The sequence below is a fragment of the Microvirga tunisiensis genome, assembly GCF_009296175.1.
In the GTDB taxonomy this organism is placed as follows: Bacteria; Pseudomonadota; Alphaproteobacteria; order Rhizobiales; family Beijerinckiaceae; genus Microvirga; species Microvirga tunisiensis.
This window is the reverse complement of the sequence record NZ_VOSK01000004.1, coordinates 59,344-85,900: the sequence shown is the minus strand read 5'-3', so window position 1 is coordinate 85,900 and position 26,557 is coordinate 59,344. Positions and strand designations below refer to the sequence as shown.

At 65.4% G+C, this 26,557-nt stretch carries 21 protein-coding genes; 7 read left to right on the top strand and 14 right to left on the bottom strand.

The annotated features are described in order from the left end of the window. Positions 1-144 precede the first annotated feature (144 nt). Positions 145-2,448 carry an NADP-dependent malic enzyme gene (locus FS320_RS03030; RefSeq protein ID WP_152709128.1) on the bottom strand — a complete coding sequence of 768 codons (2,304 nt, stop codon included), beginning with the start codon at positions 2,446-2,448 and terminating at the stop codon, positions 145-147. A gap of 99 nt (positions 2,449-2,547) precedes the next feature. Here FS320_RS03030 and FS320_RS03025 point away from each other — a divergent pair, with 99 nt between their 5' ends. Then, positions 2,548-3,168, top strand: a complete 621-nt coding sequence (locus FS320_RS03025) for a CatB-related O-acetyltransferase (RefSeq protein ID WP_152709127.1) — start codon at positions 2,548-2,550, stop codon at positions 3,166-3,168. A gap of 126 nt (positions 3,169-3,294) precedes the next feature. Here the strand turns inward: FS320_RS03025 and FS320_RS03020 are convergent, their stop codons facing one another. The 3 genes from FS320_RS03020 to FS320_RS03010 form a co-directional block, all read right to left on the bottom strand. Continuing rightward, complete coding sequence (locus FS320_RS03020) at positions 3,295-4,149, bottom strand: glycosyltransferase family 2 protein (protein WP_152709126.1); 855 nt, start codon at positions 4,147-4,149, stop codon at positions 3,295-3,297. Continuing rightward, positions 4,146-5,954 carry an aspartate--tRNA ligase gene (gene aspS / locus FS320_RS03015; protein ID WP_152709168.1) on the bottom strand — a complete coding sequence of 603 codons (1,809 nt, stop codon included), beginning with the start codon at positions 5,952-5,954 and terminating at the stop codon, positions 4,146-4,148. The genes FS320_RS03020 and aspS overlap by 4 nt, the downstream gene beginning before the upstream one ends. A 1,097-nt stretch (positions 5,955-7,051) precedes the next feature. Next, positions 7,052-7,285, bottom strand: coding sequence for a hypothetical protein (locus FS320_RS03010; protein ID WP_152709125.1), 234 nt, complete (start codon positions 7,283-7,285; stop codon positions 7,052-7,054). Between the two features lie 271 nt (positions 7,286-7,556). On the opposite strand from FS320_RS03010, the gene FS320_RS03005 reads away from it, so the two are divergent. The 4 genes from FS320_RS03005 to rnd all read left to right on the top strand — a co-directional run bounded on the left by FS320_RS03005 (position 7,557) and on the right by rnd (position 12,845). After that, the gene (locus FS320_RS03005; protein ID WP_244626936.1) at positions 7,557-7,937 is read left to right on the top strand and encodes a hypothetical protein; all 381 of its coding nucleotides are present in this window, start codon (positions 7,557-7,559) and stop codon (positions 7,935-7,937) included. 121 nt (positions 7,938-8,058) lie between these two features. Further along, a complete protein-coding gene (locus tag FS320_RS47555; protein ID WP_152709124.1) occupies positions 8,059-9,309 on the top strand; it encodes a beta-barrel domain-containing protein in 1,251 nt (416 codons plus the stop codon). Further along, positions 9,306-11,480, top strand: coding sequence for an ABC transporter transmembrane domain-containing protein (locus tag FS320_RS02995; RefSeq protein WP_202882827.1), 2,175 nt, complete (start codon positions 9,306-9,308; stop codon positions 11,478-11,480). Before FS320_RS47555 ends, FS320_RS02995 begins: the two co-directional genes overlap by 4 nt. Before the next feature lie 204 nt (positions 11,481-11,684). Next, positions 11,685-12,845 carry a ribonuclease D gene (gene rnd, locus FS320_RS02990; protein ID WP_152709123.1) on the top strand — a complete coding sequence of 387 codons (1,161 nt, stop codon included), beginning with the start codon at positions 11,685-11,687 and terminating at the stop codon, positions 12,843-12,845. A gap of 345 nt (positions 12,846-13,190) precedes the next feature. Here the strand turns inward: rnd and FS320_RS02985 are convergent, their stop codons facing one another. The 6 genes from FS320_RS02985 to FS320_RS02960 form a co-directional block, all read right to left on the bottom strand. Continuing rightward, complete coding sequence (locus FS320_RS02985) at positions 13,191-13,814, bottom strand: 2OG-Fe(II) oxygenase (protein WP_152709122.1); 624 nt, start codon at positions 13,812-13,814, stop codon at positions 13,191-13,193. Positions 13,815-13,942: 128 nt separating this feature from the next. After that, positions 13,943-15,463, bottom strand: a complete 1,521-nt coding sequence (gene ppx / locus FS320_RS02980; RefSeq protein ID WP_152709121.1) for an exopolyphosphatase — start codon at positions 15,461-15,463, stop codon at positions 13,943-13,945. Between the two features lies 1 nt (position 15,464). Then, entirely contained in the window at positions 15,465-17,633 is a 2,169-nt protein-coding gene (locus tag FS320_RS02975; RefSeq protein ID WP_244626942.1) for an RNA degradosome polyphosphate kinase, read from the bottom strand. Between the two features lie 146 nt (positions 17,634-17,779). After that, entirely contained in the window at positions 17,780-18,472 is a 693-nt protein-coding gene (locus FS320_RS02970; protein ID WP_152709120.1) for a P-loop NTPase family protein, read from the bottom strand. Continuing rightward, positions 18,465-19,580, bottom strand: a complete 1,116-nt coding sequence (locus tag FS320_RS02965; RefSeq protein WP_152709119.1) for an AI-2E family transporter — start codon at positions 19,578-19,580, stop codon at positions 18,465-18,467. Before FS320_RS02965 ends, FS320_RS02970 begins: the two co-directional genes overlap by 8 nt. A gap of 29 nt (positions 19,581-19,609) precedes the next feature. After that, entirely contained in the window at positions 19,610-20,140 is a 531-nt protein-coding gene (locus tag FS320_RS02960; protein ID WP_152709118.1) for a CDP-alcohol phosphatidyltransferase family protein, read from the bottom strand. Positions 20,141-20,432: 292 nt separating this feature from the next. Here FS320_RS02960 and purM point away from each other — a divergent pair, with 292 nt between their 5' ends. Together purM and purN are read left to right on the top strand one after the other, a co-directional pair. Beyond that, positions 20,433-21,512 carry a phosphoribosylformylglycinamidine cyclo-ligase gene (gene purM / locus FS320_RS02955; RefSeq protein ID WP_152709117.1) on the top strand — a complete coding sequence of 360 codons (1,080 nt, stop codon included), beginning with the start codon at positions 20,433-20,435 and terminating at the stop codon, positions 21,510-21,512. After that, the gene (gene purN / locus FS320_RS02950) at positions 21,512-22,159 is read left to right on the top strand and encodes a phosphoribosylglycinamide formyltransferase (RefSeq protein ID WP_152709116.1); all 648 of its coding nucleotides are present in this window, start codon (positions 21,512-21,514) and stop codon (positions 22,157-22,159) included. The genes purM and purN overlap by 1 nt, the downstream gene beginning before the upstream one ends. Positions 22,160-22,203: 44 nt before the next feature. Here purN and FS320_RS02945 read toward each other — a convergent pair whose 3' ends face one another. From FS320_RS02945 to FS320_RS02930, 4 genes are all read right to left on the bottom strand, one after another. After that, on the bottom strand, positions 22,204-23,475 hold the full coding sequence (locus FS320_RS02945; RefSeq protein WP_152709115.1) for a lytic murein transglycosylase: 1,272 nt from the start codon (positions 23,473-23,475) through the stop codon (positions 22,204-22,206). A 71-nt stretch (positions 23,476-23,546) separates the two neighbouring features. Then, positions 23,547-23,912, bottom strand: coding sequence for a hypothetical protein (locus FS320_RS02940; RefSeq protein ID WP_152709114.1), 366 nt, complete (start codon positions 23,910-23,912; stop codon positions 23,547-23,549). A 177-nt stretch (positions 23,913-24,089) separates the two neighbouring features. After that, positions 24,090-24,284, bottom strand: coding sequence for a hypothetical protein (locus FS320_RS02935; protein ID WP_152709113.1), 195 nt, complete (start codon positions 24,282-24,284; stop codon positions 24,090-24,092). A 107-nt stretch (positions 24,285-24,391) separates the two neighbouring features. Continuing rightward, on the bottom strand, positions 24,392-26,518 hold the full coding sequence (locus FS320_RS02930; protein ID WP_152709112.1) for a molybdopterin-containing oxidoreductase family protein: 2,127 nt from the start codon (positions 26,516-26,518) through the stop codon (positions 24,392-24,394). Positions 26,519-26,557: the final 39 nt, after the last annotated feature.

The window sequence follows — 26,557 nt, the reverse complement described above, 5'->3', positions numbered from 1 at the left end:
TCCGCCGTCATCACCGGCCTTGTGCCGGTGATCTCGTCTCGAAAGGCGCCGTGCTTTTTCATAATCGGGATGGCCGGGACAGGCCCGGCCATGAACGGGGAACGGTGCGGCAGCCTGTGAAGGCTGCTGTGTCGTCGCCGCCCTTCAGATCAGCGTCGGCTGATCCTCTTCCGCCGCCTGCGCCTCCACGACCGCAATCGCCGTCAGGTTGACGATGCCGCGCGCCGTCACGGACGGGGTCAGGATATGTGCGGGTTTTGCCGGGCCGATGAGGATCGGGCCAACGGGGAGCGAATCCGCCAGGACCTTGGTGAACTGAAACGCGATGTTGGCGGCATCCAGGTTCGGCATGATCAGCACGTTCGCCTCGCCCTTCAGGCGCGAGGCGGGGTTCACCCTGTCGCGGATCATCTGGGACAGGGCCGCATCGGCCTGCATCTCACCGTCGACTTCGAGGTCCGGCGCGCGCTCGTTGATGCAGGCCAGGGCCTCGCGCATCTTCAGGGACGAGCGCGTATCGGCAGCGCCGAAATCGGCATGGGACAGCAGAGCGATCTTGGGTTTCATGCCGAAGCGGCGCACGTGGCTGGCGCAGGCGATCGTCATGTCGGCGATCTGTTCCGCCGTCGGATCGACCTGCACGTGGGTGTCGGCGAGGAAGTAGGCGCCCTTCGACGTGATGACCAGCGACAGAGCCGCCATCTCATGCACGCCGGGAGCGAGCCCGATGATGTCCTTGATGTGCTTGACGCGGGACTGGAAGCGGCCTTCCAGGCCACAGATCAGCGCATCCGCATCCCCTCGCCTCACCGCGAGCGCGCCGATGACGGTGGAGTTGGTGCGCACCAGGGTCTTGGCCGCATCCGGCGTGATGCCCTTGCGGCCTGCCGCCTCCACATAGGACGCGACGTAATCGCGGTAGCGCGGATCGTCTTCCGGGTTCACCAGCTCGAAATGGCGTCCGATCTCCATGGACAGGCCGAACCGCTTCATGCGCGTTTCGACCACGTTGGGACGCCCGATCAGGATCGGCTTGGCGATGCCCTCCTCGACGATGACCTGCACGGCGCGCAGCACGCGTTCGTCCTCGCCCTCGGCATAGATCACGCGCTTCGGGTCGGCCTTCGCCTGTGAGAACAGCGGCTTCATGATGAAGCCGGAGCGGAACACGAAGCGGCCGAGCGATTCCGCATAGGCGTCCAGATCCGCCAGCGGCCGCGTCGCGACGCCGGAATCCATGGCGGCCTTGGCCACCGCCGACGCGATGCGCAGGATGAGGCGCGGATCGAAGGGGCTCGGGATCAGGGACTTGCGGCCGAAGGGATGCGCCTCGCCGCCATAGGCGCGCGCCACCACCTCGGACGGAGCTTCGCGGGCAAGGCCTGCGATGGCCTTCACGGCGGCCGCCTTCATCTCCTCGTTGATCGTCGTCGCACCGACATCGAGCGCGCCGCGGAAGATGTAGGGGAAGCACAGGACGTTGTTGACTTGGTTCGGATAGTCCGAGCGCCCGGTGCAGATCATCGCGTCGGGTCGCGCGGCCTCCGCCTCCTCCGGCATGATCTCCGGATAGGGATTGGCGAGCGCCATGATCAGCGGGCGCGGCGCCATCTGGGCGAGCAGCTCCGGCTTGAGGACGCCGCCGGCCGAGAGGCCGAGAAACACGTCCGCATTGGGGATCACGTCGGCGAGCGTGCGCGCATCCGTGTCCTGCGCATAGGCGGACTTCCAACGGTCCATGAGCTCGTTGCGGCCCTCATGGACTACGCCCTTGATATCCGTGACCCAGATGTTCTCGCGCTTGGCGCCGAGCGACACGAGGAGATTGAGGCAGGCGAGCGCCGCGGCACCGGCGCCCGAGGTGACGATCTTCACGTCCTCGATGCGCTTGCCGGCAAGCTCCAGGGCGTTCATCACCGCGGCACCCACGATGATCGCGGTGCCGTGCTGGTCGTCGTGGAAGACCGGGATGCCCATGCGGGCCTTCAATCGCTCCTCGACCTCGAAGCATTCCGGCGCCTTGATGTCCTCGAGGTTGATGCCGCCGAAGGTGGGCTCCAGCGCCGCGATCACCTCGACCAGCTTGTCCACGTTGTTCTCGGCCACCTCGATGTCGAACACGTCGATGCCGGAGAATTTCTTGAACAGGACCGCCTTGCCCTCCATCACGGGCTTGGAGGCGAGCGGGCCGATATCCCCGAGTCCCAGCACGGCCGTGCCGTTGGAAATCACGGCGACCAGGTTCTGGCGGGAGGTGAGATTGGCGGCCTCGGCCGGGTTGGCGGCGATTGCCTCGCAGGGGGCGGCCACGCCGGGGGAATAGGCCAGCGCCAAATCGCGCTGGTTGCCGAGGGGCTTCGTCGGCTGGATCTCGAGCTTTCCGGGGCGCGGATACTGATGGTAGAACATCGCTCCCGATTTCAGATCCTGCGAGATGTTGTCTCCCATCCCCGACGCTCCTTGCACTGACCAAACCGCTTCGGAGGCCCTTGTGCGCGCGCTGCCCCCCTGCCGTCAACGTTCTTCTCTGGTCTATGGAGCCAGACGATGAAGCTCCGGCACCGTTTGAAGAACTGGCGCAACCCGCACAACCAGACCCGCGTGCACTTGGCCGGCATGGCCGGGCGCTACGGCTACGAGATCGGCGAGTTCACCTACGGCAAGCCTAAGGTGCGCTTCCCCGAGTCGGGCCGGAAGCTCACCATCGGCCGCTACGGCTCGATCGCCGACAAGGTCGAGATCCTGCTCGGCGGCAACCATCGCACCGACTGGGGCACCACCTATCCGTTCTCGGCCTTCCGGGAACTCTGGCCCGCGGCGCCTCGAAGCGAGGATTATCACACCTCCCGCGGCGACGTGACCATCGGTCACGATGTCTGGCTCGGCTCCGGCGCCATCGTCATGTCAGGTGTGACCGTGGGGCATGGCGCCGTGGTCGCGGCCCATGCCATCGTGACCAAGGACGTGCCGGCCTACGCCATCGTCGGCGGCAACCCGGCCAAGGTCATCCGCTTCCGCTTCGACGAGGAGACGATCGCAGCCCTGCTCGATGCGAAATGGTGGGACCTGCCGCGCGAAAAGATCGCGACCCTCATCCCGCTCTTGCAGAGCGACCGGATCCGGGAGCTGATCGCGGCCGTAAAGGTGCTGCGGACGCAGTGTTCGTGAAACCCCATCTCTCTCGTCATCACCGGCCTTGTGCCGGTGATCCCTATCGGAAAAGTGCGGCGCTTCAAATCATCGGGATGGCCGGCACAAGGCCGGCCATGACTTGGGAGGAGATGTAGCAGGAGCTCAAAATGCCTTCCTGCCCCTCATGGCCGCCCAAGCTCCGGCCGCAGAACCGCCATAGCGTTCGACGAGCTTGCGCCGGAACGTCAGCCTCGCACCCAGCGCCTTCAACCCATTGATCGCGAACATGCCGGGCGCTGGGTTCGGCAACCCGTATTTGCGGCTCACATAGGCGCGCGACCAGGCCTGATGCCAGCGGGAGGCGAAGATGCGGCCGGGCTTTTCGCCACTCGACTGCCCACGTCCGTGCCGCACCACGGCGTGCGGCACGTAGATCAGCGCGGAGCCGGAATCCGCCACGCGGCGACAGAGATCGTCGTCCTCGTAGAACAGAAAAATGTTCTCGTCGAAGCCGCCGAGTTTCAGGAACACGTCGCGGCGCATGAGAAAGCAGGCGCCCGAAAAGAACGGCGCGCAGGCCTCGCCCTCGGGCAGCACGAGCTTGCCGCCGGGATTGGTGAGAGAGGTCGCGAGCAGCGAGCGCGGCTGGTAGAACACGCGCCCGCTCGGCTCGACGATCCGCGGCGCGAAAAACGCCGCGTCCGGATAGCGCCGCGCCGCATCGACGAGGGCTGCGACCGCGCCCTTGTCGACGATGCAATCGGGATTGACGATGAGGATGAATTCGCTCTCCGCCGCCCGCGCGCCGATGTTGTTGGCGCGGCCGTAGCCCTCGTTGCGGGCGTTGCGGATGACACGCGCGCCCTGCCCTACGGCGACGGCCACCGTGTCGTCCGTCGAGGCATTGTCGACCACCAGCGCCGGGACTCCGTCCGCCGCCAGCGCGCCGAGACACTCCGGCAGCGCATGGGCGCTGTCGAAGGTCACGACGATGGCGGTGACGTCGCTGCTTCTCATTTCTCCGGCAGGTTCGTCCGGATGTGCAGCTCGCGCAGCTGCTTCGGCGTCGCCTCGGAGGGCGCGCCGAGCAGGAGGTCTTCCGCCTTCTGGTTCATCGGGAACAGCGTGATCTCGCGCAGGTTATGCGCGCCGCACAGCAGCATCACGATGCGGTCCACGCCGGCCGCCATGCCGCCGTGCGGCGGCGCGCCGTACTGGAACGCGCGATACATGCCGCCGAACCGCTCCATGACCTCCTTCTCGCCGTAGCCGGCGATCTCGAAGGCCTTCACCATCCGGTCGGGACGGTGGTTGCGGATCGAGCCTGAGGCCATCTCGTAGCCGTTGCAGACCATGTCGTATTGGAAGGCCGTGATCTTGAGGATCGTGTCCTTGTCCGACGGGTCGAGCGCCATGAACGAGTCGTGGTCCATGTTGGCCATGGAGAATGGGTTGTGCGAGAAGTCGATCTTCTTCTCGTCCTCGTTCCACTCGTATTGCGGGAAGTCGACGATCCAGCAGAACTCGAACCGGTCCTTGTCGATGAGGCCGAGCTCCTCGCCGATGCGGGTCCGCGCCTTGCCAGCGAGGGACGCCGCCTTGTCTTCGGCGCCGGCCGAGAAGAACACCGCGTCGCCCGCCTTGATGCCGGCCTTCTCGCGGATGACGGCCTGCGCGGCTTCCGGAATGAACTTGGCGATCGGGCCTTTGCCGAGGATCTGGCCGCCCTCTTCCTCGAACACGATGTAGCCGAGGCCGGGCGCGCCTTCCGTGCGGGCCCAGTCGTTGAGCTTGTCGAAGAAGGAGCGCGGCTGCGAGGCGGCGCCCGTCGCCGGAATGGCGCGCACCACGCCGCCGGACTTGATCACGTTCTTGAACGCGTTGAAGGTCACGTCCTCGCGGGTGAACACCTCCGACACGTCGGCGATGACGAGCGGGTTGCGAAGATCCGGCTTGTCGGAGCCGTATTTCAGCATCGACTCGAAGTACGGGATGCGCGGGAAAACGTCCGTCACCGGCTTGCCGTCCGCGAAGTCCTTGAAGGTGTCGCGGATCACCGGCTCCATGGTCTGGAACACGTCTTCCTGGGTGACGAAGCTCATCTCAACGTCGAGCTGGTAGAACTCGCCCGGCAGGCGGTCGGCGCGCGGATCCTCGTCGCGGAAGCAGGGGGCCATCTGGAAGTACCGGTCGAAGCCGGAGATCATGATCAGCTGCTTGAACTGCTGCGGCGCCTGCGGCAGCGCGTAGAACTTGCCGGGATGGATGCGCGACGGCACGAGGAAGTCGCGCGCGCCCTCCGGCGAGGAGGCTGTGAGGATCGGCGTCGTAAACTCGAAGAATCCGCTGGTCTGCATCCGGCTGCGCAGCGAATTGATGATGGCGCCGCGCTTCATGATGTTGTTGTGCAGCTTCTCGCGGCGCAGATCGAGATACCGGTAGGTGAGACGGGTCTCCTCCGGATACTCCTGGTCGCCGAAGACCGGCATCGGCAGCTCGGCCGCCGGACCCAGCACCTCGATGTCGGTGATGTAGACCTCGACCGTGCCGGTCGGCAGCTCCGGGTTCTCGGTGCCGGCCGGGCGCTTGCGCACCTTGCCGTCGACCCGGATCACCCATTCCGACCGTGCGGCTTCGGCCTGCTTGAAGGCCGGCGAATCCGGATCGATCACGCATTGCGTCATGCCGTAATGGTCGCGCAGGTCGATGAACAGCACGCCGCCATGGTCGCGGATGCGGTGGCACCAGCCGGAGAGGCGGGCGACCTGGCCGACATCGGATTCGCGGAGCGCGCCGCAAGTGTGAGAACGGTAACGGTGCATGGAGGCGGACATTTAAAAAGCCTGCTGGTTCGGTTTACGCGCAACATCCATGGGAGCAAGGGGAAGTCAAGGCGGAAGGACGAAATCGGGGCGCGTGAGGACGCTCCCTCCCCTGGTGGGGCTGGCGGCTTCCGGCCGGTCCTGGCTTGTCTCGGAGATCGAGGGAAGCGCGGGACTGAGGTGTGCTTCGCCGCTCCAGCGGAGCGCGAAGGGGTTCGGGACGGGAGATCCGCCCGGATGGGAAGCTCAACCCGCCTCCCGCGCACGGCTTTTTTCATCCTGAGCCCCGCACTCCCCGCCTCAGGGACGACACCCTCAGAGGCGCTTTACGGCGCTTGATTGCGCGGCCCCGGAGATTACACCGGTGCCGGCGAGGCTTGGGAGGGGGCGGCCACCGCCTGCCCGAACAGGTCGATCGTCGCGCCGCCTCCGCTCAGGACCCTGACCGCCGGAGGGTGCGACTCCCCCGCCCTGTCAGAACCGTATCCGGTCTCCGTCACCGACGCCTCGGGCGCGTCCCTCGTGAGACCGGACCTCCCATCCATAGCCAAGGTTAGGACAATTGTCAAGAACAAAAAAGGAACATGCCTGCCCGTCGTCGGCACCGGCCGCGTGCCGGTGATCCCGATGCGGATGAGCGCGGCGCCCGTAGCCAGAGCTGCGATTCACGTCACCGGATTGGCGACGGCGATACTCGAAGCCACAGGACGGCATCGCCCGGCTTCAGCGGCCCTCATATCGCTGCATCAAGCTCGAAGAAGCCCCAGCCACTTTGCAAGCTCCTCCTCGACGTACCGGTCGAGGGAGACCTAGTGGATGGTCAGGCCGACCGATGGGCTTGCAAGATCAGTCAACCCGACAAGCAACACGAACGTTGTGAGGGCCACGCCAACGAAGAGGGAAACGATAGAAAGGGTCTGCATGGCATCACCCGCATCGACAATATCGGAATTCTGTCCTGTGGGGAGATGCTTATCAATGGGATCGCCGGGATTAATCCTTCGTAGCTTGCTCTCGCCAGTGTCCGCCCAACGCGACCTGCCTCAACAGCCCCAGCCTACCGGCTCGTTCCTGCTCGATGGACCGGTCAGGAGCGATCAGCAGCCGATACAGATGCTTTTCGTGGTCCTCTTCAGCTTCTCGTCCCGCGAGCGCTCCAGGGCTTCGGCCTTCTGCCGTATCGCATCGATCTTGGCGGCACTCTCCTCAGGGCTGATTGCCTTTTCTGCCGGCGCTTGTGGAGCTCTGTCCCTCGCCAACGGCGCCTGAGCTTGAGCAACCTGGGACGCGAAAGCGAGTGCAAGGATGGAGACGGCTGTGAGGATGCGCATGGGTCTGCTCGCTGGGAGGGTTCTGAGCGTCCGAGCGTAGCACATGCCGTTCCCCCGCGTGGGTGCTTATTCCGCGGCTGTTTGCACGCTTGATGGTGATGCCCTTTCTCGCGTATGAGCCCCAGGCGCCCCGCAAGACTTTCCTCGACATGCTCGTGAGGGCGGATCTCTCGTCACCGGACGCCTTTTTCCTATATTTTCCAACGATTTTTTCGCCTTTCAGGCATCCGAAATCCTTGCAGAACAAAGGGTGAATTCCCATATTCTCCTTATGGTTAGCACCCTTGCAACATCCCTGTTGAGGCCGGCCCGGAACGCCCCCGTCGAGGAGCGGATCGAGGGCAATTGGCACGTCTATCCGCTGGAGGGCGCGCTGGAGCTCGACTACGTCGACCAGGTCGGCAACGCGAGCCGGCGCTGGGTGCTGGCGCGCGAGCTGAAGGTGGGTCCGGGCAAGATGCTGCTCGGCGGCATCGATATCCTGACCGAGGACGGCTATCGCGGCTTCCGGGTCGATCGGATCCAGCGTCTGGAAGATGCGGAGACGGGCCTCGAGGTCGAGCACAACATCCTCGACTGGCTCATGAAGCGCGCCGAGCAGCAGGCCAAGGCGCGGCGCAAGTACCTTGCGCGCGCCCAGACCCGTGCGTAATCAGCGCCAATCTCCTTGACCTCTCCGGCGGAATCGCCGGTCGTCGCCTCCCCTTTTCCTTGTGCCGCCTCGCTCTTTCTGCAACATAGTGTCGTAATTCTGTTGCCTTGAGGGTTTGGGGGTGGCTCAGCAATCCTTGTTCCGGCCAGAGGCCATGGCGGCGGCCACGGGCGAACGTTCGTCCGTGTCGCTTCCGGTCGCACCCCTCTCCTGGCACCTCCTCGGCGGCTTCGTCGCCACCTGCTCCGCCATCGTCGTCCTCTTCCTCGGCACGGCCGAATACGCCCGGAAGGAAACCGCCAGCGGAGCACTCGCGATGGCTGGCGGCGCGGTGCGCGTGTCCCCCACGCGCAGTGGCGTCGTCACCGCGCTGATGGTGCAGGAAGGCGACCGGGTGACGGCGGACCAGCCTCTCTTCACAATCGCCTCCCGGCAGCGTCTTGAGGCTGGCGGAACTCTCGATGGCGCGATTCTCTCCTCGCTGGCGACCCAGGTCGATGTGTTGAAAGAGCAGATCGCGGCGGATCCCGCCCGCACGCAAAACGAGATCCGCCGCCTGGAGGCAGCCATTGCCGCAGTGACGGCGGAGCGGGAGGCGCTCACCGTCCAGCGCAAGCTCATGGCCGAACGCATCCAGGTCACCGAAGAGCGGCGCAACACCATCGCCCGCCTTGCCGAACAGGGACACACCACCCGCGCGGCCCAGCAGGACCAGGACGAGGCGCTGCTCGCCCGCCGGCAATCGCTGGCCGAGATCGACCGTGAGCTGGCAAAGGCCGAAAAGGAGCTGGGCCAGACGCAGCTGCAGCGCGAGCAGCTGCCCGTACAGCAGATCGAGCGGCTATCGCAGCTGCGCCTCAACCTTGCCGATCGGGAGCGACAGAGGGCGGAGGCAATGGGCCAGCGGGCGCAGGTGATGACGGCCCCGATCGCCGGACGCGTCACGTCCCTCCAGGCCGCTCCCGGCCAGATCGTCGATCCCAACAAGCCTCTCCTCGCGCTTCTCCCCGACGGCGCGAGCCTCTTCGCGGAATTGTTCGTGCCGAGCCGCGCCATCGGCTTCGTCGAGCCGGGGCAGCGCGTGCGGCTGATGGTCGATGCCTTTCCCTATCAGCGCTTCGGCACACTCGGCGGCAGCGTCGCAACCGTGTCGCAGGCCGTGCTCTCGCCCAACGACGTTCTCGGCAAGGTCGCCCTCACCGAGGCGGCCTATCGGGTCACCGTGCGTCTCGACCGGCAGGACATCGACGCCTTCGGAAGGGCCGCGCCACTCCAGCCCGACATGACCCTCAAGGCCGACATCGTGCTGGAGGGGCGCTCCCTCGTCGCGTGGCTGTTCGAGCCGCTCATCAGCGTCAGGGGGCGGATGTGAAGCTTTTCGCCCATCTGGACTATTTCGATACGCCGCGCCTGCCGGCGATCATCCAGGCGGAAGCCGCCGAATGCGGCCTCGCCTGCCTCGCCATGATCGCGACCTATCACGGGCGCGAAGTGGACCTCGCGGCCCTGCGCCGCCTGTTCTCGATCTCGCTGAAGGGCGTGACGCTCAAGGACGTGCTCGTCATGGGCCAGCGCCTCGGCATGACCGGGCGCGGCTTGCGGCTCGAGCCCGAGCAGCTCGGCCAAATCAAGCTGCCCTGCATCCTGCACTGGGACATGAACCACTTCGTGGTGCTGAAACACGTCGGCACCCGCAAGGTCACGATCCACGACCCGGCATTCGGCATCCGGACCCTGACGCTCGACGAGGTCGGCCATCATTTCACCGGCATCGCCCTGGAGCTGACCCCGACGAGCGCGTTCGAGCGGAGGAAGGAAACCTCCCGGTTGAGCCTCACGGCGCTCTGGGGCCGGATGCCTGGAATCAAGCGCGCGCTCGCGCAGGCGCTCGTCCTGTCGGCGGTGCTGCAGCTCGTGGTGCTCGCCGCACCTTTCTACATGCAGCTTGCCGTCGACGAGGCGGTGATGAAGGGGGACCAGGGACTCTTGACCGCCTTGGCCCTCGGCTTCGGGCTCCTCACCCTCATCCAGGTCGGTGCCGAATGGCTGCGCTCACACGTGCTGCTGTTTCTGGGCGGCGCGCTCAATTTCCAGATGGGAGCCAATCTGTTCCATCATCTCGTGCGGCTTCCCCTGAGCTGGTTCGAGAAGCGCCATATCGGCGATCTCGTCTCGCGCTTCCGCTCGGCGGAGCCGATCCAGCGGCTGATCTCCGAAGGGCTCGTCGCCGCCTTCGTCGACGGGGTGATGGCGACGCTTACCCTTGCGATGATCCTCATCTACAGCCCGAGACTCTCGGGCATCGTCGTTGCGGCGCTCGTCCTCTACGCGCTTCTGCGCTTTGCTCTCTACCGGGCGCTGCGCCAGCGGCAGGAAGACATGATCGAGGCCACCGCCAGGGAGCAGACCACCTTCATCGAGACCGCCCGGGCGATTCAGAGCATCAAGATCTTCGGGCGCGAGGCCGACCGGGAGGCCTTGTGGCAGAACCGCCATGCGGATGCGATCAGCCGCGGCATCCGGCAGGGCCGCTTCACCATCGGGTTCAAGACGGCGAACGACCTGATCTACGGCATCGAGAACGTGCTCGTGATCTATCTCGGCGCGAGAGCCATCATGGCGAACGAGCTTACCATCGGCATGCTCTACGCCTTCATGGCCTACAAGGAGCAGTTCCTCGGGAAAGCCACCAACCTGATCGAGACCGGCATTCAATACCGCATGCTCGATCTCCATCTCGACCGGCTGTCCGACATCGCGCTCGCCGAGCGCGAGCAGGACCGGCATGGGGAGAGCCTCGTGACGCGGCAGGTCGCCGGCGCGGTGGCGCTCGAAGGCGTCAGCTTCCGCTATGCCGACGCGGAGCCGGAGGTTCTCGCCGGCGCGGATCTGACGGTCGGGGCGGGCGAGTTCGTCGCCATCACCGGCCCCTCCGGCGGCGGCAAGACGACGCTTCTCAAGATCATGCTCGGGCTCTTCAAGCCGATTGAGGGAAAGGTGCTCATCGACGGCATCCCCATGGAGCATTTCGGGCGCCACTCGTTCCGCTCGCAGATCGGCGTGGTGATGCAGGACGATCAGCTTCTGTCGGGCAGCATCGCGGAAAACATCTGCTTCTTCGACGCGAGCCTCGATCTCGACTGGATGCGCGCCTGCGCTCAGGTCGCCGGGATCGACGATGAGATCATGGCCATGCCCATGAACTACAACACGCTCATCGGCGACATGGGCACGACCCTCTCCGGCGGTCAGCGGCAGCGGGTGCTGCTCGCGCGCGCGCTCTACCGCCGCCCGCGCATCCTCTTCATGGACGAGGGCACCTCGAACCTCGACCTCGACAAGGAACGCGAGGTCAACCGGGCGCTGGCACAGCTGAAGATCACCCGCATCGTCATCGCCCACCGCCCGGACACGATCCGCGCGGCGGACCGGATCGTGGTCCTGCGCGACGGCCGCGTCTCCCCGCCCATGGACGGCGATGCCCTCACCTTCGCCGAGGCGGCCCGGCAGTCGCTCGGCACGACGAGCCTCAACCGGGCATGAAGAGCCGAAAGGGCATGCCCGAGAGGACCGCCCGCGTCCGAACGGAAAGATCGGCAGCGACCCCGACTCGGCCCTCATCGATACGAAACAACGATGCTCCGCCTGCATAATTCGTTCGGTCGGGTTTTACCTTATCCTCCGACAATCGAACGATAAGGCGACGGCGGACTCGCGGGGCCTTTCCCGATGGGTTATGAACGCTTCATGGACCTGATCTCCTCCACCGACGCCCTGGCCGCCGCCTGTGATCGTCTCAGCCAGCATCCGTTCGTGACAGTCGATACGGAGTTCCTGCGCGAGACCACCTATTACCCGAAGCTCTGCCTGATCCAGATGGCGAGCTCCGACCCTGGGGAAGCCTATCTGGTCGATCCCCTGGCCGAAGGGATCAGCCTCGAGCCGTTCATGGCGCTGATGGCCGACAAGAATGTGGTCAAGGTCTTCCATTCGGCCCGGCAGGACCTGGAGATCGTCTGGAATCTCGGCGGCATCGTGCCCGAGCCCCTTTTCGACACCCAGGTCGCCGCCATGGTGTGCGGCTATGGGGACTCGGTCTCCTACGAGCAGCTCAGCAACGATCTCGCCAAGGCCAAGATCGACAAGTCCTCCCGCTTCACCGACTGGTCGCGCCGCCCCCTCACGGATGCGCAGCTCACCTATGCCCTCTCCGACGTCACCCATCTGGTGAAGGTCTACGAGGCGCTGCTGGCCCAGCTGCAGAACAACGGCCGCCTCGAATGGCTCGCCGAGGAGATGGCGATCCTCACCTCGCCCGAGACATACCAAGCCGATCCGAACAATGCCTGGCGTCGGCTGGCCGGCCGCCTGCGCAAGCCGCGCGAGATCGCCGTGCTCATGGAGGTCGCCGCCTGGCGCGAGCGCGAGGCGCAGGCCCGCGACGTGCCCCGCGGCCGCATCCTCAAGGACGATGCGGTGATCGATATCGCGACCTCCGCCCCACGCAGCGTTGAGGCCTTAGGAAGACTGCGCACGATTCCCAACGGCTTCGAGCGCTCCCGCACCGGCGGCGAGATCCTCGAAGCGGTGGAGCGTGCGCTCGCCCGCGATCCCGCGACGATCCCCATGCCCGAGCGCAGCCGCGGCCGCTCCAACACCGGCTCCGTCGTCGACCTTCTGAAGGTTCTGCTCAAGGCCGTGGCCGAGCAGGAGGGCGTCGCGCCCAAGATCATCGCCACCGTCGAGGAGCTGGAAGCCATCGCCGAAAGCGACGATGCCGACGTGCCCTCCCTGCACGGCTGGCGGCGCAAGCTGTTCGGCGAGAAAGCCATCGCGCTGAAGAACGGCGACCTTGGGCTGGTGCTGGAGCGCGGCCGGGTGAAGATCAGGGCGATCTCGGCGACTTAAGCTGCGAAGCCATTTTACATCACAGTGAGCCTCGTTTCATCCATCGTGATGGGAAGAGCGTCAAGCCTCGTAGATCGCAATCACCGGCACAAGGTCGGCGATGATGAGGTGAGCGCGATGGAGACAGTGGTTGTCATTCCCGGCCGGAGTGCAGCGGAGGGGAAGGGAATCCACGATCAGGCTCAGCGGCTATGGATCCCCTTCCTCGCCCACGGCTCGCCGGGGATGACACCCACGACGTCATGGCTGGGCTCGTCCCGGCCATCCCGATCAACCAGGCATCGCCTCTCGAAACGAGATCACCGGCACGAGGCCGGTGATGACGTAACGCAGTTGGAGACGATCCTACCGCCCGAAGATGCCCTTGAAGACCTGGGCCAGCTTGTTGTGCTTCTTCTTGCGGTCCACGTCGGCCTGGCTCTTCACCCAGGCGATCTGGACCACGCGGCGCTCGCCGACGAAGGGCAGATGGCCGTGCCAGGAATTGTCGGAGCGCAGGAAGGCGAACATGGTGCCCATGACCGGCGGCACTTCGAGCTTGTAGCGATCGTAGTTCTTCTGGTCGTAGAGAACGCGCAGGCGTCCGCCCTCGTCCTGCTGCCACTCGTCGTTCATGTAGACCAGCATGGTCATGACCTTGGACGGGCCGTCCGTGTGGATGGCGCCATATTTCGGCTGCGACTTCTTCATGATGGTGGTCAGGCGCGGATACTGGTGCAGATCCAGGCCGAACTTCTTGGACAGCTCCTCGGACAGCTCCGGACCCTCGAGCTCTTCGATGAGCTGCTTGAAGCGGCCATGAAGCGCGACCTCGTCCACGGTCAGGTAGCCGGGCTTGTCGATGGCGGGAAAGTCCCGCCGCAGTTCGTCGATCTTGTCCTGCTTCAGAAGGTTCGAAGCGAGAACGTAATCATACGGCTCGCTGGACCGCTCCGCATTGCGAACGGCTGTGAGGTCTATCAATTCCATGGATGTCCCCAAAGGCTAAGCTTCTTACCCACTAAGGCAGACAAAGTATTGAAGTCCCTTGTCCTGTAAACCCTTAATAGCGGACGCCGCCGGAGCCGATAAGGTTTTCTGCAACCGATCGTCGCGCCTCACTGGATCTCGACCACTGGATCCATGTTGAGGAGCTTGCCCAGGGCGCGAAGGCGGCCGGTCAGGCGTTCGTTGGCGAGCGGTCCCATATGAGAAGGCAGCTGCAGCACGACCTGGCTGCCGCGGGCCATGAGAGGCGCCTGCGGCAACACGCCTTCCATGGCGACCGAAACCGGATAGGCGATGCGCATCAGGGCCGCGAGCAGGCGGGCCCGCTCGATGAGCCGGGGACCGGCCAGGGTCTTGATGCGCGAGCTCACCTTGTCCGGCGAGAGGCCCTCGTGCCGGAAGAAGATCGACAGTGCCAGATAAGCGCGGCCCGGATGATCGAGCCCGGCGAAGGCCCCGTAGGCGATGAGGTTGAGGCTCTGCTCGCCTCGGTAATCGGGATGCGCGCGCCAGCCGATATCCGCCAGCAGGCAGGCCGCGCGGCGAAGTCGGGTCTCGTGCTCGGTTTCCGGCAGGTCGATGCTGCGGATGAAGGCCTCCGTCCACTGGCACAGCTCCACCCCGTGGCGGGGCGAGCGCGAGCGCAGGAGGTTGAGATCGCTGGCGGCAGCGAGCAGCGGATCGCGCTCGCGCGTCTGCGGATCGAGCCTGTCGAACAGGATGCCCTCGCGCACGCCGAAGGCCGAGATGGCGACCTCCTTCGGCTCGCCGAGACGGATGATCTCCTCCAGCACGATGGCGCCATAGGCGAGCAGCGGACGGCGGGCCTCGGAGACGCTCTCGATGTCCTTCAGGGTCTTGGAATCCGCCTCTTCGACGAGATGCAGGAAGTCGAGCCCATCGTCGGGATCGATGATGTAGCTGTGCATGACGTGCAGCGGATAATCCCGCGCCGCCTGATGCAGCCGTGCCAGGGCGCGCCACGTGCCGCCGACCGCATAGAAGGTGCGTCCGTGCAGGTTTTCGAGGTATTCCGGTGCGCGTTCGAGCGCTTCGCGCACGATGCGCTGGGCCTTTCGCAAGGAGCCGCCGCTGACGTCCTGCAGGGCGAGGCCGCCGAGGGGCATGGTGATCCCCTGCCCCACCTGCGAGCCCTGCACGTCGACGAGCTCCAGGCTGCCGCCGCCCATGTCGCCGACCATGCCGTCCGGGTCGTAGAAACCGGCAATGACGCCGAGCGCCGAGGCTCGCGCCTCTTCCGCGCCGGAGAGCAGGCTGATCGGCTGGCCGCAGGCCTTGGCCGCCGCTTCCAGGAAAGCGGGGCCGTTGGAGGCATCGCGCGCCGCGGCGGTGGCCAGCACGAAGACCTCCGAGACCTGCATCGTGTCGCAGAGAACGCGAAACCGGGCGAGCGCGCGCAGGGCGCGGTCCACGGCCTCGTCGTCGAGGCGGCCGGTGGTCGCCACATGGCGCCCGAGACCGCAGAGGACCTTCTCGTTGTAGATCGGCGTGACGGCGCGGGACAGTCCCTCATAGGCCACGAGACGCACCGAGTTCGAGCCGATATCGATGATGGCGACAGGACGGCCAATCTTGAGCCGTCCCTGAGCCTCGTGGCTTACGGCCTTCATGTCAGCGCTGCCCACGCTTGGCGAGCGCTTTGGGACTGGAGGTCTTGAGGGATTTGCCACGGCCCGACAGACTCGGATTTGTCATGAAATACTTGTGAGCATTGAATGGTTCCTCGCCCTTGGCCGGCACCACCCGCTGACTCGAGCCGTCTGGGAGCACCGTCCAACTCTGCTCGTTGTCGAGCAGGTTGGCGAGCATGATCTGGTCCAGCACCTGCTGGTGCACCGTGGTATTGACGATCGGCATCAGCGCCTCGACCCGACGGTCGAGATTGCGCGACATGAGGTCGGCGGACGAGATGTAGACATGCGCCTTCGGGTTGGGCAGGCCCTGGCCGTTGCCGAAGGCATAGATGCGGGTATGCTCCAGGAAGCGTCCGACGATGGACTTGACCCGGATGTTCTCCGACAGGCCCTTGATGCCCGGCCTGAGGCAGCAGATGCCGCGCACGATGAGATCGACCTGCACACCCGCCGCGCTCGCGTCGTAGAGCGCATCGATGATGTCGGCATCGACGAGCGAATTGCACTTGCCCCAGATGGCGCCGGGCCGCCCCGCCTTGGCATGGGCCACCTCTTCCTCGATATGTTCGAGCAGGCGCTTTCTCAAGGTCAGAGGCGAAACCGCCATGCGCTCCAGCTCGGCCGGCTCCGCGTAGCCGGTCACGAAGTTGAAGATGCGCGACACGTCCCGTCCGATCACCGGATCGGCGGTGAAATAGGACAGGTCCGTATAGATGCGTGCGGTGATGGGGTGATAGTTGCCCGTTCCCACATGGCAATAGGTGATGAGCTGGCTGCCTTCGCGGCGCACCACCATCGACAGTTTCGCGTGCGTCTTCAGCTCGATGAAGCCGAAGACGACCTGAGCGCCGGCGCGCTCCAGGTCGCGCGCCCAGCGGATATTGGCTTCTTCGTCGAAGCGCGCCTTCAGCTCCACGAGAGCGGTGACCGACTTGCCCGCTTCCGCGGCTTCCGCAAGCGCCGCGACGATGGGGGAATCGGACGAGGTGCGGTAGAGCGTCTGCTTGATCGCCACCACGTTCGGATCGCGCGCGGCCTGACGCAGGAACTGCACGACGGCATCGAACGACTCATAGGGGTGGTGAACGATGATGTCTTTCTCGCGGATTGCCGCGAAGCAGTCGCCGCTGTGCTCGCGGATGCGCTCCGGGAAGCGCGGATTGTAGGGCTTGAACTTGAGGTCGGGCCGCTCCAGCGCGACGAGCTGGGACAGATCCCGCAGGCCCATCATGCCCTCGACGACGAAGACCTCGTCCTTGGACACTTCCATTTCCTCGGCCACGAAGAGGCGCAGGTCCTCGGGCATCGCCGTCTCGACCTCAAGGCGGATCACGCTGCCGCGGCGGCGCTGCTTGAGCGCCGTCTCGAAAAGGCGCACCAGATCCTCAGCCTCTTCCTCCACTTCGATATCGGAATCGCGGATCACGCGGAACGCGCCCTGCCCCTGCACGTCGTAGCCGGGGAACAGGCGGCTCGTGTAGAGCACGATCATCTGTTCCAGCGCGATGAAGCGGGTGGCGCCTGTTTCCGCAAAGTCCGGCAGGCGGATGAAGCGCTCGGCGCGCGACGGCAGGCGGATCAGCGCGTTCAGCACCTTGCCGTCGCTCTGGCGCACCAGCTTCAGGGCGATGGAGGAACCGAGATTGGGGATGAACGGGAACGGATGCGCCGGATCGATGGCGAGCGGCGTCAGCACCGGGAAGACGTGGTTGAGGAAGTAATCCTCGAGCCAGGAGGCCTCCGCCTTCGTCAGGCCCGCCCCTTCGGTGAGGACGATGCCCTCCTCCAGAAGAGCATCCCGCAACTCGCGCCAGCGCCGCTGCTGGTCCGAGGCGAGATTCGAGACCGCCACGGAGATCTTCGCCAGCTGCTCCTGCGGCGTGAGCCCGTCCTGCGACGCGGTGGCGATGCCCGAGCGCACCTGGCCGATCAGGCCCGCGACGCGGACCATGAAGAACTCGTCGAGGTTATCGGCCGAGATCGATAGGAAGCGCAGTTGCTCCAGGAGCGGATGGTTGCGGTTCGAGGCTTCCTCCAACACCCGGCGGTTGAACTGCAGCCAGGACAGCTCCCGATTGATGAAGCGCTGAGGAAACTTCCGCAGCACCGCGCCGTCGAGCTCGATATCCGGCGGAGCCTTCGGCAAAGGAGCCTCGCTTACGGTCTCCACCTCTTTCAGGGCAATCGCACTGCGCACATCGATCTCCGCCGTTTCCTTCTTCGGCGATCGTTTTGCTCTGGGCTTCGTGACGGTTTCACGACGGTTCGATAACGCGGCGTCGGTGTCAGGCTTCACTCGCTCTCATCCGTTTCCTGTGCGGCACCAAGGATCTCCGCCGCGATTGCCCGGGACACGCGCCGCCCCCGGCTCAAGGCCTCCCTGTCGAGGAGAGCGACGAGCTCGGAGGCCTTCGCCAGCGACCGTTCGATCCGCAGAGCAATATAGTCGACAACGGAGGTGTCGACCACGAGTTGCCTGTCGACGAAAAGCTTCACCAGGACGGCCTTGAGCAGCGCATCGTCCGGCGCTTCCAGCGACACGCTGGGGGCGAGACGCAGGCGCGACAGCAGATCGGGCGTCCTCAGGGACCAGCGGTCGGGAGGCGTCTCGCAGGTGATCAAGAGCGAGGCCTTCCTTTCACGGGCGAGATTCAGGAGGTGGAACAAGGCTGCCTCGTCGCGCTCGCCGCGATCCATGTCCTCGATGGCAAGCGCGCCGTTCGAGACGAGATGCGGGACCTTGTCCTGCGTGATCCCGGAGGCGTCGATGGTCCAGGCACGGGCGTTCGTCGCCCAGATGGAGGCCAGATGGCTCTTGCCGCTGCCGCGGGGACCGACGAGGAGCAGGATCGTGTCCGGCCAGTCGGGCCAGCTCTCGATAAGCCCGTAGGCCTGCTCGTTCGACGGGCTGACGAGGAAATCCTCGGCTCCGAAGCGGGGATCGAGCGGGAGATCGAAGGCGAGCTGCTTGGGCGTCTCAGGCATCGAGATCGACCTTTTCGGGCTCGACCTTCGGTTTCAGGATCACCGGCTCCGTGCCGCGATAGAGGGGGCTCGCCAGGTATTGCCGCAGGGCGAAGCGCGCGATGACGCCTATGGCGGCAGCGAGCGGCACGGCCAGCAGCAGCCCGACGAAGCCGAAGAGGGCGCCGAAGGCGACCAGAGCGAACATGAGCCAGACCGGATGCAGGCCGACGGATTCGCCGACGAGCTTCGGCGACAGGATGTTGCCCTCGACGAACTGACCGAAGATGAAGATGCCGAGCGTCGCCGCGATCATGGTCCAGTCCGGCCAGAACTGCACGATGGCGACACCGACGGACAGGATGAGGCCGGTCAGCGACCCCACATAGGGAATGAAGCTCAAGATACCTGCGGTCATGCCGATCAGCGCGCCGAAATTCAGCCCGATCAGCGCCAGGCTCACCGCATAGAACGTGCCGAGGATGAGGCACACCAGGGCCTGGCCCCGGACGAAGCCCGCGATGGCCCGGTCGATGTCGCGGGCGATGGCGCGGATCGTGTCCCGGTTGCGCGTCGGCATCCAGGAATCCACGGTCTTCACCATGCGATCCCAGTCGATGAGCATGTAGAAAGCCACGACCGGCGTCACGACCAACAGGGAGAAGATGCCGAGCAGGGCCTGCCCGCCGGACCACAGCCCTTGCAGGAAGGCGGCGATCCAGGCGATGCCCTGGCTGATGAGGTTACCGACGGAGGGCGGCGCCGCGGGCAGCGCATCCTCGAGCCCGAGCTTCCGGATCAGCGGGCCTAGCTGCTCGGTCCCCAATTCCTGAAGCCTCGTCACATAACCCGGCAGCCTTTCCACGAAGGCCGCAACCTGCTGCGCCGCGAAGGGAACCAGGATCATCAGGCAGATGATCAAGATCAGGACGAACAGGATCAGGATCAGCAGGCTCGCGCCCAGGCGTCCGATGCCGACCTTCTGCAGCCGGTCGGCCAGGGGATCGAGCAGGTAGGCCAGCGCGAAGCCCGCCACGAACGGCAGGAGAATGCCGCGCAGGACGAACAGCAGCAGGACGCCGACGACCAGCGCCGCCATCCAAAATCCGATCTGCCGTTGGACCGTCATCGGTTCCCCATACCTCATCTTTTTGGCCATCAGGTGGTCATGTGCCGCAGCCAGCCCCCGAGATAGGCCCCGGCGGAGGCTATGGTCAAGGTGGCGACCAGCACCATGGCAACCTCCTCGAGCCCCGCGAGATCCACCCCGAAGGCATTGGCGGCGAGCGCAAAGGCCGCGAAGGCAATCTGCGCGGCGGTATTCAGCTTGCTCACGAGAAGCGGCTTGATCTCGACCGGGCGGCTCATGACCCAGGACAGGAGCACGGCGGCCACGATCATCACGTCCCGTGACACGACCACGATGGCGAGCCAGCCCGGGATCGCCCCCACGATGGCCAGCGTCACGTAGATCGAGACCAGCAGCGCCTTGTCGGCGATCGGGTCGATATAGGCCCCGAACTCGCTCCGCATGTCGAATTTACGGGCAATGAACCCGTCGATGGCATCCGAGATCCCGGCCACAACGAAGAGCACAAAGGCCGTGCTCCACCGCTGTTGCATGATCATGACGATCACGATGGGAACGATGATGAGGCGGCCGATGGTGATGATGTTCGGAATGGTCATCGAGCCGTGATGATGACGGCTTGCGGGGCGGAGTTCAATCGCGGCGTCTGAGGGTGGGGATAAGATGGCAGCTCCTCAGCCGCCATGGCCGGGCTCGTCCCGGCCATCCCGATGATGTGAGGTGCCGCGCTTTTCGGGTCGGGATCACCGGCACGAGGCCGGTGATGACGTGGAGGGTGTCATTCCCGGCCTGCGGCCCCGGAATGACGGTGGAGGCGCAATTCGCACGTCGCAAAATCCCTTGCCTCGCGTCCCCTCTCGCCTTACTGCCCGAGCCAACACGGGGTGAGCCATGACGACCGAGAAGCCCGAGAAGCAGACGAACGGCCTGACCTATGCCCAAGCGGGCGTCGATATCGACGCGGGCAATGCCATGGTCGATCAGATCAAGCCCCTGGTGCGCGCCACGCGCCGGCCGGGTGCCGATGCGGAGATCGGCGGGTTCGGCGGGCTCTTCGACCTCAAGGCCGCGGGCTTCAAGGACCCCATCCTGGTGGCCGCCAATGACGGCGTCGGCACCAAGGTGAAGATCGCCATCGATACAGGCATTCACGATACCATCGGCATCGACCTCGTGGCCATGTGCGTGAACGACATCATCGTGCAGGGCGCCGAGCCCCTCTTCTTCCTCGACTATTTCGCCACTGGGAAGCTCTCTCCCGATGTCGGCGTCCACATCGTCAAGGGCATCGCCGAGGGCTGCCTCCAGGCAGGCTGCGCACTCATCGGCGGCGAGACGGCCGAGATGCCGGGGCTCTACGCCAGGGGCGACTACGACCTCGCGGGCTTCGCCGTGGGCGCCGCCGAGCGCGGCACGCTGCTGCCGAAGGACGTGAGCGTCGGCGACGTGCTCATCGGCCTGCCCTCCTCCGGCGTCCATTCCAACGGATTCTCCCTGGTGCGTCGGATCGTCGAGCATTCGGGGCTCGCCTGGGATGCGCCCGCGCCGTTTGCCGCGGGCAAGAGCCTCGCCCAGGCACTGCTGGAGCCGACCCGGATCTACGTGAAGGCCCTGTTGGAGGTGCTCAAGGGCGACGACGGCATCAACGCGCTCTGCCACATCACCGGCGGCGGCTTCCCGGACAACATCCCGCGCGTCCTGCCCGATGGCGTGGGCGTACGCCTCGACCTCGATGCAATCGATGCCCTGCCGGTCTTCGGCTGGCTCGCCAAGGCCGGCGGCGTGGCCGAATCCGAGATGCTGCGCACCTTCAACTGCGGCATCGGCATGATCGTGGTGGCGAGCGCCGACAAGGCCGAGGCCGTGATGGAGCGCCTGCGTCAGGCCGGGGAACATCCGGTGCGCATCGGCGAGACCGTGGCCCATAGCGGCAGCGAGCGCGTGCAGACCTCCGGCTCCCTGAAGCTCTGATGGCCCGCTGCCGCGTCGCCATCCTGATTTCCGGGCGCGGATCGAACATGGTCTCGCTGATCGAGGCGGCCCGCGCTCCGGATTTCCCGGCCGAGATCGCCCTCGTCCTGTCGAACCGCCCCGACGCGGCGGGTCTCGAGCGGGCGAAGGCGGCCGGGATTGCGACCTGCGTGATCGACCACAAGGCTCACTCCACCCGGGAGGATTTCGAGCAGGCGATGGATGCGGCGCTGGCCGAGCACGCCATCGCGTTCATCTGCCTTGCCGGCTTCATGCGGGTTCTCACCGATGGGTTCGTGGAACGGTGGGCCGGCCGGATGGTCAATGTCCACCCCTCCCTCCTGCCCCTGTTCCGCGGCACACAGACCCATCGCCGGGCACTGGAGGAAGGCGTGCTGGTGCATGGCTGCACGGTGCATTTCGTGGTGCCGGAGCTCGATGCCGGCCCCATCATCGCCCAGGCGGCCGTGCCGGTGGTGCCCGGCGACACGGAAGAGCGTCTCGCCGCGCGGGTGATCGTGCAGGAGCACAAGCTTTATCCGCAAGCCCTGCGGATGATCTGCGACGGGACGGCGCGGCTGGAGAACGGCCGGGTGGCGTTCTCGCGCGGCTGGGACGCGAGCGGCGCGCTGCGTTCGCCGGGGTAGAGCATCGGATCCGCGGGCGGGTTCTTCGTATCCTACCAGCGGACCTAACGAAGGGCCTGCACAAGCGCCGCGTCAGGGAAACAAGTCTCGTCGCGCCCGCTTTTGCTCTGCCATTGTCCGATAGCCGTACGCGTGGCGAAGCCGACGAGGCCGTCGACCTTTCCGACATCGTAGCCTTGGCTCTTCAATCGCTCCTGCAGGGCCTGGATTTGGCCGCGCCGCAGAGTGTCGATCGGCTGCCACGATCCTGTGAATGCCGAGGCACCGCGCATGCGATCGGCGAGGTGGCCGATGAAGAGGGCATACAGGTCGGACTCGTTGTACTGCTTGAGGACGTAGAAATTCTCGGACACTAGGAAGGCCGGCCCCAGGCGCCCCGCGGGCATCACCAGGAAGGCGGTCGCATTGCCGTTCCACTCGGGCGAGGTGCCGCCGGCGGCAGGCGTCGGACCGAGCCGCAGCCACTCCAGCATGGGCCTGCCCTGTCGCGGTCCTTCGAGCGTACAGGAGACAGCCTGCGGCAGGCTCGCCTCGAAGCCCCAGCGCAAATCCGGCTTCCAGCCATGCTCGCGCAGATAGTTCGCGATGGATGCCAGGGAGTCCGGCACCGAATGCCAGACATCCCTCCGCCCGTCCGCATCGGCATCGACCGCGTATCGCAGGAATTTCGATGGGAGAAGCTGCGGTTGCCCCATGGCTCCGGCCCAGGACGACAACAGGGTCTCGCCGGAAAAATGATCCTCCTCGAGGATCACCAGAGCGGCCAGAAGCTCCGGATAGTACAGCGCGCGCCTGCGTCCCATGAAAGCCTGCGTGGCCAGAACCCGCAGAGCCTGATGCCGGGCAGTAACGCGGCCGAATTGCGACTCCCTTCCCCATATCGCAACGATGATCTCCCGCGGCACGCCGTAACGCCGCTCGATGCCGTCGAGAACGGAGGCCCATCGCTGCAGGAGGTCGCGGCCGCTCTTCGCAAGCGATGCGAGTTGAGCCTGGGCGAAATAGCGGCCAGGGCTCTGGAACTCCGCTTGCCGCTGATCGTCGGGCGGAGCTGCCTGGCCTGGCGGCTGAAGTTCCGGGAGATCCCAGTCGAGCCCGATCGCCGCCACGTTCCGCTCGAACGTCTCCCGGGAGACACCCTGCTTCTGCGCGTCGGGCCAGACGGTCTGCGTGAGCCAGTCGCGGAACTGCGCTTCGGCGGCGAGGCGCGTGTCCTGCGCCTGGAGCGTCGAGGCCCCAGGCATCGGCACGACACACGCGACGAACGCCGCAAGGGCGACGGCCGAGAAGCGGGCAAAGTTGACCGATACGCGCATGGCGCAAAATCTAGAGCATCGGACGGAAAGCGGCAAAGCCTCCGGCCGTCCCCAATGCTCTCCGGACATCCTTAAATCTGCGGCCGTGGCAGCTTGCAGGCGTCGAGGGCCGTGAGAGCCTTCTCGCGGGCGGTATCGTTGAACACGCCCGTATCCCGATAGGCCTGGAGCTCGTCGGCACTCAATGAGCGCATCGTGCGGCCGGCATAGCAGTCGCAGCCGCGGCTCAGGGACGCCTCGCCGACGCCGCTCTGGAGCCGAGCTTGCGTGATCGAGCAGGCCTGGCTCACCCGTGCGCGAAGCTGGGCAACGTTTTCGGTCTTCAGCGCCGGATCGGGCTGGTATTGGGTCGGCATGTTGGAGGCGGCGGCGAAGGCCGACGTCGCGCTGACAGACACGGCGGCTGCCACGAGCAGCGCGCGGATAATCGAGGTCATGGATGGCTCCCCAGAGATGAAATCACGTTCGGCCTTAAGAATAGGCTTGGCCGTTCGGGATCAAGGGGCAGCTGCGGATAGCCTTAAGAAGGTCTGACCAAACTTCTCGCGACCATTGCAGAAAGAACGGCACGCGAGGTGCCGTTCCGGGTCTGCTCGAAGCCTCACAGACGAGTCCTATCGGTGCTGCCCTTCGTATTCGTTCACCTTTCGGGTCAGGAGACCGCCGGCCACGAACGCGAGATCCTCGGCACTCAGAACGACCGGTGCGGCGGCTTCTTCGACCGAAAGGCCAATCCGCCTCTCCGTCTGCATTGAAACAGCATCGAAGTCCTGATGCGCGAAATCATCAGTCATTTTCACTTCAGACATGCCTGATTCCTTATGGTCTGGTTGATCGCATGCATCCAGCGTGAGCTGCCGACGCGAGCCTCGAACGAGTTGTTCGAGGCTTGACCATAATCAGATGATATAATGTATCATAAAATGAGACTATGGTCGCATTGCCCAAGGTCAGGCGTGGCCTTTTCCAAAGCCACCCGGCTGTCGTGGAAGGCCGCGCCGCCATAGGGCGCCACCTGGTCGCCGCCCGTGAGCGTGTTGATGCCGCGCCCGAAGGGGTGGGCGGCGTTCGGCCAGATGCCTTCGGCGATCAGCACGCCTCGCCGCACCCCGTCGAAGAACTTGGCGCGAAGATAGACGTCGCCGCGGTGGTTCTTCAATCTCACCCAGTCGCCGTCGGCGATGCCCTGCGGCTGCGCATCGAGCGGGTGGATCATCACCTCGGGCCGCCGCTCCTTGTCGCGGGAGGTCGGGGTCTCGTTAAAGCTGGAATTGAGGAAGTTGCGGGCCGGGCTCGTGGCGAGGCGGAACGGGTGTTCCTCGGTCGCTGCCTCGATCACGCCCCAATGGTCCGGGAAGGCCGGCATGCTGGCCCAGGGGCCCATGGGGCCGTTGTTGTAGGACGGGATCCCGGTCCAGTCGGGCTTGAAGCGGAACCTGCCGTCCGGATAGCCGAAGCCGTTGAGGAAATGCGCCTCCTCGAAAGGCGGCTGCGCATCGAAATGAACGTGGGCTTCCAGGGTTTCGAGACTGCCCCAGCCGGAGTTTTGAAGCGTCCAATCGATGATCTCGCGCGGCTCCATGGCGAAACCGCGGTGCTCGGCGCCCAGGCGCCCGGCCAGCCCATGGAAGACCTCGTGGTTGGAGCGGCATTCGCCCGGCGCGTCGATGAGCTTGGGTCCGACCTGAAAATGCTGGTGCCCGCCGCCGGAATAGAGATCGTCGTGCTCCATGAACATGGTCGCGGGCAGCACGATATCGGCCATGAGGGCCGTCTCGGTCATGAACTGCTCGTGGACGCAGACGAAGAGATCCTCGCGGGCAAAGCCCTGCTTCACCAGCTCCTGCTCCGGCGCGACGGAGACCGGATTGGTGTTCTGGATCAGCATCGCCTTGATCGGGGGGCCGTTGCAGAGCGCCTCGGCGTCTCCGGTGAGGACGCGGCCAATCTGCGACTGGTCGAGAATGCGGATCGACCGGTCGACCGCATCGTGGCCTTCGATCAGCGCCTTGTTCCAATGGAAGATGCCGCTGTTGGAATGAAGCGCGCCGCCGCCTTCATATTTCCAAGCGCCTGTGACGGCCGGGATGGACAGCGCGGCATGCATGTTGACCACGCCGTTGCGTTGGCGCGCGAAGCCGAAGCCGAGGCGGAAATAGGTGCGCTTGGTCGTGCCGACGAGTCTGGCGAAGGCCTCGATCTCCTCCACTGACAGGCCGGTGATGGCCGAAGCCCAGGCCGGATCGCGCGTGCGCAGATGCTCTTCGAGCTCATGCGGATGATCGGTGTAGCGCTCCAGATAATCCCGATCCGCCAGACCGTCGCGGAAGAGCACGTGCATCACCGTGCAGGCGAGCGCGCCGTCCGTGCCGGGCTTCACCAGCAGGGCCATGTCGGCCTGCTTCATGGTGGCGTTCTGGTAGATGTCGATGGCCACGATCTTGGCGCCGCGCTCCTTGCGCGCCTTCATGGCGTGGGTCATCACGTTGACCTGGGTGTGAACCGGGTTCGTTCCCCAGATCACGATGCAATCGGAGACCGCCATCTCGCGCGGATCGGCACCCCGCAGATGGCCGGTACCCGCCACGTAGCCGGTCCAGCTCATGGCGGTGCAGATGGTGGAATACTGGCCGGAGTACTTCTTCACATGGCGCAGGCGGTTGATGCCGTCGCGCATCACGTAGCCCATGGTGCCGGCATAGTAGTAGGGCCAGACGGACTCGGAGCCGAACTCCCGTTCCGCCTCCAGGAATTTTTCGGCCACGATGTCGAGGGCTTCGTCCCAGGAAATGCGCTCGAACTGACCCGATCCCTTCGGGCCGGTGCGCTTCAAGGGATAGAGCAGCCGGTCCGGATGATGGATGCGCTCCGCATAGCGTGCCACCTTCGCGCAGATCACGCCCGCCGTGTAGCTGTTGCTCTTCGCCCCGTGCACGCGACCGATGGTGCGCCCGTCGATCACCTTGACCTCGAGGGAGCACACGGAGGGGCAGTCGTGCGGGCAGACGGATGCACGGCGTTCGATGCAGGGAGCTTGGTTCATGGCGGGCGCATGATGGGGGAAGAGCTGAGAAATGAAAAG